This window comes from Maribacter sedimenticola (assembly GCF_900188415.1).
Lineage (GTDB): Bacteria > Bacteroidota > Bacteroidia > Flavobacteriales > Flavobacteriaceae > Maribacter > Maribacter sedimenticola.
In genome coordinates this window covers 1-10083 of the sequence record NZ_FZNV01000014.1, presented here as the reverse complement: position 1 = coordinate 10083, position 10083 = coordinate 1, and the positions used below count along the sequence as shown (strand labels likewise).

General features: G+C 36.7%; 4 protein-coding genes and 1 pseudogene. All 5 read right to left on the bottom strand.

Translation table 11 applies throughout. From position 1 onward, the window contains the following. Positions 1-1049 (bottom strand): annotated as a pseudogene (locus CHB68_RS18325) (hypothetical protein); the annotation flags it as partial. Positions 1050-1465: 416 nt separating this feature from the next. After that, entirely contained in the window at positions 1466-5956 is a 4491-nt protein-coding gene (locus CHB68_RS18320; protein WP_089263376.1) for a beta strand repeat-containing protein, read from the bottom strand. A gap of 324 nt (positions 5957-6280) precedes the next feature. After that, positions 6281-8221, bottom strand: a complete 1941-nt coding sequence (locus tag CHB68_RS18315; RefSeq protein WP_089263380.1) for an OmpA family protein — start codon at positions 8219-8221, stop codon at positions 6281-6283. 15 nt (positions 8222-8236) lie between these two features. Further along, the gene (locus CHB68_RS18310; RefSeq protein WP_089263374.1) at positions 8237-9190 is read right to left on the bottom strand and encodes a PorP/SprF family type IX secretion system membrane protein; all 954 of its coding nucleotides are present in this window, start codon (positions 9188-9190) and stop codon (positions 8237-8239) included. Between the two features lie 11 nt (positions 9191-9201). After that, positions 9202-10083 (bottom strand): Ig-like domain-containing protein (locus CHB68_RS18305; RefSeq protein WP_179213235.1); only part of this gene is annotated, 882 nt, incomplete at its 5' end.

The window sequence follows — 10083 nt, the reverse complement described above, 5'->3', positions numbered from 1 at the left end:
GTTGCTATACGGTTACCCGCTACAAGGTTGCTGATCACCAATCCGTTCGTATCGATGATCACATCGCTGCCGTCATTGTTCGTAAAGGTATAGGTACCGTCAGGGTTCGCCGTTATATCAGATTTCGCAATCGTTACGCTGGCACCGGCCTCGTTCACCAAGGTCACGTTTCCGTCGTTGTTGTCCACTATGCTCGTAATCGTCTCCTGGATGGATACCGTGGTACCGTCCTCCTTTTCATAGACACCGATCTCGTTGCCCGTGGTCAAGGTACCACTGATATCGGTTATCGTCTCGTTGATGTCTTCCGTTGTACCATCTGCCATTGTTATCGTCCCAATTCTACTACCGGAAATGGTATTGGAAATGGATAGCGAATTGGTATCAATAGTTTGTTCAAAACCCGATTCATCCGTATAAGTATATGTACCATCACCATTATCGTTAAGTGTGGATATAGAAGTGTCACCAATAGTGGTAATATTACCATCCGCACTTGTAAAATCATAGGTGCCGTCGCCATTATCAACCAAAGCAACGGTTCCTGCCGCTGCATTAATTTCATCAATAGCATCCTTTACATTTGTCGCCGATAATAATGAGGTTGAGTTATCATATATAATCTCTGATGCCGTTCTGTCCAGAGTTGACAAATCCGCAGTAACGGTATTTCCGTTTTCAATTTCAAGGGAAAGAATATTGGTCAAAGGATCAAAACTAAAATTTTGAAGATTTTGGTCATCCGTAGAAGTCAATTCCCATGATGTTCCATTCCAATAGTAAATAGTTCCTGTATCCGTATTTACATACAAGTCTCCCAAATCTGCACCAGCAGGAGTTATGGACCCAGGGGTAGAAACATCTGTACCTTGAAGTACTTCACAATTACATTGGTCTTCTAAGGTTACCGTTGTTTGTGCCACAGTAATCCCCGACAACATCAATGCAATCATCACCATAACTGTTTTAATGGCAAAATTCAAGGTTGTGGTAGTCTGACTTTTCATACTTTTTATATTCAATTCCACTTTCAAAAAATCGTTGGTCATATAGGTTATTCTATAAGTGCTTCTTAGATTCATCCGTTTATTTCTCGATTAAACGGATTACCAGTTTTCACTTAACACAAATATTGATTATAACAAGTGCTCCTTAAAATAAATGTTGTGTACGCTGATATTTGCACAGTATAGATAGGCAAACATGAGGTTAGCGAATTCCAATTACGCATTAGTCATTGGTGGTTGTTTATCGAGGACGCACCCTAATTTCAGTAGGTTACAGGAGTCAAAAAAATTGTAGAACTGTAGAATTGGATTAAAGAATCCAAAGAAAAAGTGTTGGAAAATTATTCTTTTTCAGGGCTAAAAAATTTTATCAAAAGCATTTAAATCAGATGCATTCTTTTTAACAAATTTGTTATAAATAAGTTTGTTAAAAAGAATGCATGATTATATAGAAAATATTAATTTGTTTTTACCCTGTACGTTATTCTGCTATTGGTAATAACCGTATACGCACTTATTTCAACAATAGGTGAAAATTCAGAGGTTGAATTAGACCGTGTGCCTGTAGCTGTTACTAACTCTCCTAAAACGGTTCCTGGGGGTAGAGGAAACACAAACTTATATTTATTGGTATTATCCGTATTACCATCTGCATCTGTATATGCGGATGTTGCACTATCTTGATCGTTTATACTACCTTCTACTCCTGTGCCTATATATATTTGCCCTTCACCATAGTCTTGCGTTAACCCTAATTGATTATCTCCACTTGCAGCCGTACCTTCATTTACGTCGGTAAAAAAAACTTCTACAATGGTTCCTGGGCTTGCCCAACCGGTTACCACAAGATTTGTGCCCGCCAAATATGCTCCTGAAATTACAGGAAAGTTTTCTAACCCGTTAGGACCAGAATCTCCATCCGCATTGTCATTTAATGTAACGCCATCATCATTTAAATCAATTCCTAAAGCAGGAGTAGCTGTACCATTGGCATACATTGAATTCTGACTAATTAAATTAGATGCTCCACCTACTATACTGATACCAGCGCCACCGTTAGTATAGATTTTATTGCTCGTGATTTCTGAATTATTTCCAGCAAGTTTTATTGCCATTTGCTGAGGACTACCGCTACAGTTACCTCCATCTTCCCCTGAAGTCGTCAATGAATTCTCTGATATTATAATATTACCAGAACCCGCTTCGCCATCTATAGAGGTAGAAGCAGAAGATTCAATTAAGTTTTGTAATATCTGAATACCTGAACCCGCAGTTATCAAAATAGCATCATCACAAGCAGCATTACCATTATTGGCCAAATGGTTATTTCTAATAATATTAGAAGTGCCACCATCAATCTCTATAGCATAATTACCTGTATTTGCAATATAATTACCGTCGGCAATTAAATTCCCTGCCGTGTTCTCAATACCTACGTTTAAATCATTAGCGGTAACACCAGTTGCATCCATTCCTATAATGTTTGCAGTGGCCGTTAACGAACCTGCATCTACCCTAATTCCCGAATTATTATTTGCAAAGATTGAAAGGTTTCTAATACTAACATCGGTACCTTCTGTTATAAATACATCTCCATTATTTCTATGTATCTGTATTTCAGGTCTCTCATAATTAGGTAATATCATATTTGATACACCCACGGAACTACCACCCGAACCTAACGTTCCAGTATTCGTATTTCCTGAATATGCTGTTTGCGTTCGCCCATCTATGGCAGTATTATTATCTGTAATAATAGATAGAGGACTTCCGTTAGAAAACAGTATATCAAAATACCCGTTCGCGAAATTTGCATCGGCCGTTCTACCAAAAGAATCACCAGTAGGTGGAATCATGAAAATAGAAACATCTTCCCCTGCTGCTGGATCAAAAATTGAATTTGCTTCAATATCCAAATTGTTTTGATCTAAATTATTAGAATTAACCACAAACTGCTCTAAGGAACCTTGCCCATCCTCATTTGTATTTACGATTGTATTAAAGTTAAATCCAAAATCTATATCCGTTACACCATTACTTGCAACGGTAACACTTGAAACTGATTGTGCATTATTCAAAACCCCTAATGCAGCATCTAAAGTTGCACTTGGGTTGGCTCCTCCAATCTCGGTAGTAACCTCGTTAATCGTTGTAGCATCACCAAATGATCGATAGGTTTGAACTGGAAAACATTCCGTACAATTTAGCCCACCTGTTCTATTTGAACGTACAGTAGAGTTTACTACCTTAATTAAATAGTCCCCATCTTCCATACCAGCAAATGAGTAATCTCCATTTATATCCGTATTCTTTCTTTCACGAAAAGTTCCATTACTTTCAAATAATTCAACAATTGCTCCTGACACTCCTAAACCAGCGGCGTTTACCTGGTTTCTACCTTCACCACCTGGATAATTAATATCCTCAAATACAGTACCTGTTATTAAGTTAGATGGCACTTTCATTACTACAGCCATATTTATAACGTAATCTTGACCAACATTTACAGTGGCGGTAACTTGTGAATCTCCAGGAGCAATAAAGGTTGATATATCATAAGTATCCAAATCAACCCCATATACATTTGTTTGGTTGTAATTGGTAGGAGTCACCGTATTATCATAAATTGTTCCATTATATGAATTATTTCCTGTTTGACCGCCATCCCCTGTCAAGGTAAATGTAGTATTGGCTTGGTTAGTAATCGTCAAACGTTCAGGATTTGCCCCACTTGAACCTAAGGTATCATCACCTTCCCAGGATAAAAAAGTTGCTTTAGCTCCTGCACCTGCAATAGCATAAAATGAATCTAATGTAAATGGAGTACCTGGCGAATTATTTTGAAGTCCGTCAAAACCTTGGTATATATTTATATTTACAGCAGGTAATGAAGGATCTTCATAATAAACCATTAAAGACCACCCGCCTAGTACTGTTTGTGTATTACAAAAATTATTAGAAGTATCTATGGTCAGCCCAGAAAAATCAAAATTATTAGTATTGATGTTGTTTATACCACTAACCAAGGCTGTCACATCACTAACATACCCATAAAAATTTAAATTTGTTCCGTTGGCATTAAAGGTGGTTTGATATACAAAACCCGCATTAACAGTCTGACCTTCAAAGGTTACCTGTTCATCCCTAACATAACTTGAATGCGCCCAGTATAAATAAGCAGCGGCAATAGTTCCATTTACCGGAATATCCGAAACTAATTGATTTGTAGATGTGGCTTGAATGGCACATGCATTTCCATTATTACTTTGTGTACGCATAGTGCCGCCAGTGGTCACATAATCATATTTACCATCAAATTGTCTAAATAAACTTAATGGTACATTGGCTAAAATTTGAGAATTAATTGTACCCCTACCGGTATCACTAAAGTTTACATCGCCATTGTTGGGTGCATTTGCCCCCGTAAACATAATAGTAAAGTCCTCATCGAATTCAGGTACTCCATCATTGGCGATAGGTACCGAAATAGTTCTAATGTCACCAACTTCACCGCTAAATGTCAGTGTTCCGGTAACGGCGGTATAATCACTACCTGCTAATGCCGAACCATCTACCGTAGTATAATCGACTGTAAAATCTGTTTCAAAAAAACCAAATATCGTATTTATACCGTGTGGAGCCCTTGTTGATTCAACAGTAAAAATTGCATTACCTACATCTTCATCAAAAGAGATATCTGTTATTATAATTTCAGGACCTTCTACATAACATCCAATATCAGCTTGAAAGCCTGTTCCAGAACCGTTATTGTCCGAGGTGAATCTAAATGTTAAACATCCACCTCCGGCGGCTGAACCTGATATATAAGATGGTATATTATCATTGTCATAAACCCCTATAAGTGTAGCTCCTGTAGAGTTACCATCATATACGAACAAAAAATCATCACCAGCTTCCATATCGAAACTAGTAAAATCTACCGCAACATAATCAAACCCTGGTTCTGGACAAAGCGTGTGTGTTACATTTAAATTATTGCCATAATTTCCTAAACCTCCCGGATCTAAAAATACACCGCTACATTGAGTTGATGTTGAGCCATTGGTCATAATTACCCCCTCATCATCCTCTATAGTACCAATAGCAGTATCTGAAACAACTACACTAGTATTTGATGGATTAGACATTTGAACCCTAAAGGTTTCGGCTCCTTCTAGCAAGCCATCATCTAAAATGGGAACATCAAAAGTAGCAGTATTGCCAACTGTTCCTGTAAAGGTCAATGTCCCACTAGTAGCGGTATAATCTGAACCTGCTGTAGCAGAAATATTCACTGTTTGGTAATTAACAGTAAAAGGACCTAAAGCATTTACACCCCCAACTGTTGCTGTAAAAGTTGCCGTTCCGGCATCTTCATTTACAGTAACATCTTCAATGGTTACCATTGTTGGGAAATTTGCGGTAACTAAAAAATTATCAATATATGCGAATTCATTAGCTTCCCAACTTCTATTATTGGATAAAAATCGAAATGTCGTATTAGAAGAAGCAAATGCGGTAATATCCTGAAAAAATGAACCACTATTCGAACCTCCAAAAGTACCAATTGTAAAAAAGTTTGTTCCATTCGACGAAACCTGTATCGCTAATTCCTCTCGATTATCTAACCCTTGTGTTTGAAAATCAAATGCCAATGTTACCGAATTTGCCCCATTTAAATCAGCTGATCTTCTGATATTATGAAAGTTACTCGATAAATCTTCGAAACGCAATCTACCATTTCCTAGAAATGGAGTGTTAATATCTATTCTACCATTAGATGGACTATTATCATCATTACCTTCTATCCAATTTCCACTAAAATTGCTGCTTCCATTATTATTGCCATAATTGCGAAATGTAAAATTATCCCTAAACGTTTCTTGGCTGTAAACAACGGTAGAAATCAACAATAAAAATAGTACTGAAAAAATGTTTTTTAAACTCATAGTTTAATGCCTTCAATAAGCAGTTTTATTTTAAATAAAAAAAAACCACATAAATCACTTGCTAAAATAAACATAGAGATAGGTCAGTACTAAATTTTGTTGTGTAGTAGGTGTAATACTAAGTGAATGAATAGATTGTTGCTGTTTGCTCAAAAAAAATTCTTAAATAAAAGCTTTGTGAATTGGTAATTTATCGATTAAGCACTAGCTACAATAGCCTATTTAAGTTGATATAATACTACATAAAATATAGATAAGTATAGATATTAATGATAAAAGCAACCATTATATGGTTGCTTTTATACCTAAAATTATACGTAAAAATTACTCTAATATTATAAATTCCGATCTTCTATTAATATCGTGTTTAGAAGCGCTACACTTTACACCATCTGCACATTCATTTAACAATTTGGTCTCTCCATATCCTTCACTTACCAACCTATCATTGGTTATACCTTTCTTGATCATATAGTTTATGGTAGATTCTGCCCTTTTCTGTGAAAGCCATAGATTATAAGATGCTGCTCCCCTACTGTCCGTATGCGAATTTACCTTTAATTTTAAACTTGGATACTTTTCCATGGCGGCGATAACTTTTTCAATTTCCACTTCAGAATCCTTTCTAATATTATATTTATCAAAATCAAAATATATGGTGCTCAACTGTAGCAACTTGGCCAAATCATCACCAAAACCGGCGGTAATCCTATCTCTTTCCAAATAAAAATCAATGATTTTGGGCTTACCGTCCGATATTCCAATATACTCTTCAAAAGGAATATATCCTTCCATAAGCGCTCTTACAAAATTGCCTTTGTTGCAATCCAGTTCTAAACTATACGTACCTTTAGAATCCGTAATTGTAGAAAAAAGTTCATTGTTTTCCTCATCTATAACCTTTACCGTTGCACCGACCAATACTTCATTGGTTATTTTATCCCTAACCGTACCCGTAACCTGTTGTATACAGTCAAACACTAATGGTTTTGTTTCCGTAAAGCTATATATATCGTCAAATCCAAGACCGCCCTCCCTGTTAGAGGCCATGTAGCCGGTACGCAGTTCTTCATTGAAGATAAATGTAAAATCATCTCCTTTACTATTTACCGGTTCCCCAACATTTAAAACTTTACCCGTAAAATCCTGACGTAATATTTTGGTTGCAAAAACATCTAAACCTCCTAGACCGGGATGTCCATCAGAAGAAAAATACAAAATTTCCCCAGCTGTTATATAAGGAAAAGTTTCACGTGCCTCTGTATTTATATTTGGACCTAAATTCTGTGGTGTTCCAAAAGTACGATCTTGATTTATTGTAACCATATACAGGTCCGATTCTCCAAATGTACCAGGCATATCCGAAACAAAATAAAGTGTTTTTTCATCTGGACTTAATGCAGGGTTTGCTATAGAATATGCATCACTGTTAAAAGGAAGTTCTTCTATTTCTCCCCAAGTACCATCTTCCATCATGGCAGCCCGGAAAATTTTTAGACGAATGATTCCCTGTTCGTCCTTTACATACTTACCGTCTACAATATTATTTCTTGTAAAATATAATGTTTGACCGTCTTTTGTCACAACAGAAGTGGATTCATGTAATCGTGTATTTACATTCTCACCCAACTTTTTTACTTTGTTGATAGATGCACTATCCGCATTAACCACATAGAGGTCCAAAAAGTCCTTGGCATTCCAGGTATGACGATATCGAGCAAAATTTCCGGTATCACGGTCAGAAGAAAATATTAACCCTTCCTTATAAAAAGAAGGTGCAAATTCTGAATAGGGTGAATTAAATTCAAAAGGTCCTATATTATACCTTCCTGAATTGTCCTTTATTTCCTGCATGAAATCACGGTCTTCCGTAAAAGCAGTTGCGCGGCCATCTCCTTTTGTAACTTCAATGAATTTTTTCATTATTGAATTTGAAGTTTCATAATCCCCTAACGATTTTAGCGTTTGGGCATACTTAAAGTAGTCCTCTGGCGTGGCTTCCGCAGAATAATCCGCTACAAGTTTTTTATAGGTATCGGCCGCATCTTTGTAATCAGCATTATAATAATAGGAATTACCTAATTTCCTAAGCAAATCTGCAGAAACATAGCCTTTATCCAAAACCTTTTTGTAAATATCGATTGCCGGACTAAATGAATAAGCTTCAAATTTTTCATTGCCCTTTTCAATTAATCGTTCTTGAGCATGGATAAAATCATGACCAAATAATAGTAGCGCAAGTATTAATAGTACTCTTTGTCCCATAGTAATATTTTCCATTTAGAAAAAACGAGGTGATACCAGTCTTTGAAAGGATTTCACCAATTCATATCTTAACAATACTTCAAATGAACCATCGTTAAACTGTGTGCCTCCCAAATCTGTTGTTTCCTTATCGTAAGCCAAACCTATCATAAATTGATCGGATATCTGAAAACCTGCCATGGCACTTAGTGCAGCATCCCATCTATAAGCCGCACCAAAAGTGAATTTTTCATTGAACATAAAATTGGCGGACATGTCTACTTGTAAAGGAGCACCACCTACCACTTTTGTCAATAAGGCCGGTTTAAATTTTAAATTACCGTTTAAGTCAAACACATACCCCGTTATCAAATAAAAATTGATTCTTTCCTTTGACAAAAATTGAACACTTCCCGCATCTCTTTGCGAGTTATCGAAATGCTCTGTTTGAAATAAGTTTGGAGCAGATAATCCTGCATAAAACTCATTGGAATGATAATAAAGTCCCACCCCTATATTAGGTGAAAACCTATTTTCAATATTATCCGCATTTACAGGTTCCTCATCAAAATTGCGCAACTTATTAAAGTCCAAATTCAATAAATTTCCACCGGCCTTAAGACCAAATGATAATTTACCTTCTGCAGAAACATCAACTGTATAGGATACCACAGCATCAAAATATGTCTCTTGAACTACCCCGTCTCCTATTTCATCATTAACTATAGATACACCATAGCCCAGTTTGCTATTTCTGATAGGGGATTGTATGTTCAACGTCTGTGTTTTTGGAGCTCCTTCCAAACCTACCCATTGTGATCTATACAAACCTGTTATACTAAGTTGCCCCCTTGACCCTGCATAGGCCGGATTGACACTCATGGTATTAAACATATATTGAGTGTACTGAGCATCTTGTTGTGCCATTACCGTTCCACAGTAAAACAAGAACCCACTTAGTACAACTAATAATTTATTTTTAATATTCATATTTAAAACTATTATCTACTTATATATAGATATTCACTATCTACATTATTTACTCCGTCCAATGTGGTATATTCAAAGATATAATAATATATACCGGCAGGAAGATACTCATCTACACTTAACGTAGACCTTCCTCTTGACCTACCGTCGAATACATTATTCTGGTTATTATAATTCTCTCCTTCATACACTGCCACTCCCCATCTATTGAAGATTTTTAAAGAACTATTACGAATTTGATCTACACCCCTAATAAATAAGAACTCATTTCTGCCATCACCATTTGGAGTTACCATTTGATTGACCTCTATCTTAAATTCTTCCGGTGGTGTTGTAGGGTTATCGTTTGTTACCGTTATATCAACTACGGCAGTATCACAATTTCCTATACTATCACAAAGCGTATACTCAAAACTATCAGCACCCTCAAAACCTTCATTTGGAAAGTAAAGTATTGTATCATCAGAAACATCATTTGGAGTACCACCATCATTGATTTCTATTACTCCGTTTGATGGCTCCGTTACTGTAATTGTACCTATTTCAGGAACACCTAAGTCATTTTCCAAAATTAATATTTCAACTTCTGTATCCATTGTAGTTGTGGCCACATCGTCCACAGCATCCAATTCCTCTGGTTCGCCTACCGTAATCGTTATGGTTGCGGTATCGCAATTGCCCAACGAATCGCATACCGTATACTCCAGACTGTCCGTACCTTCAAAACCATCGTCAGGGGTATAGATAAGGGTATCATCGCTGATATCGTCTGGCGTTCCACCATCATTTATGGCTACCGTACCATTGGACGGCTCCGTAGTGGCTATCGTTCCATCGGACGGTATGCCCAGGTCGTTTTCCAATATGGCGATTTCAACCGCCGTATCCAATGG